The organism is Candidatus Symbiothrix dinenymphae, from assembly GCF_001431085.1.
The window spans coordinates 1-624 of record NZ_BBRU01000229.1 but is presented as its reverse complement, the minus strand read 5'-3'; the positions used below and the strand labels follow the sequence as shown (position 1 = coordinate 624).

General features: G+C 45.0%; 2 protein-coding genes. Both read left to right on the top strand.

All coding sequences use genetic code 11. The features are described 5' to 3' along the window. The coding region (locus tag ASC50_RS03200) for an MFS transporter (protein ID WP_158648347.1) at positions 1 to 360 on the top strand (360 nt) is incomplete at its 5' end. Positions 361 to 395: 35 nt separating this feature from the next. Then, positions 396 to 624, top strand: a 229-nt coding sequence (locus tag ASC50_RS07135) for a hypothetical protein (protein ID WP_158648346.1), incomplete at its 3' end; no start/stop codon positions are given.

Genomic DNA, 624 nt, shown 5'->3' with positions numbered 1-624 from the left:
ATCTACGGTATTATCGGTTTTCTGTTTTCGCAGGAAATCACGGGCGTTTGGATAGTCGTGTTCACCTTGCTGAATGTAGCGGTGTATGCGCTTACGTTTTCGCCCATCGTGTGGGTGATTTTGTCGGAGATTTTTCCGAATCGTGTGCGGGGCGCAGCCATGTCGTTGTCGGCTTTTGTACTGTGGATAGGCAATTTCTCGCTCACTTTCACTTTTCCGACTATCAGGGAAAATCTCGGTTGGGCGAATAATTTCTGGCTCTATGGCGTCATTTGCTTCGTCGGTTTCATCATTTTATATTTCGTGTTGCCGGAGACCAAAAACAAGTCGCTGGAGCAAATTGAAAAAGAATTGGGATGATAATAATAAAATAAAAATAGAATAGAATAGGTAAGATGAAAAAAAGAATTGTTTTGTCAATTATTTGTAGCCTCCTGTCAGTCTGTGTACTCAGGGCGCAAAAGGTGGAGAAAATTTTCCCCGGAGTTTGGAAAATTACGTCCGGGCAACCGGAAAAATATCTTCCGACCGACTTTAAGTACGCTGCAGCAGCTACAGCATTATCGGAATTGCCCGACAGGGGTGCCGAGCCGTTTGACCTTCGCGCCGTGCGCTTCAAAGACA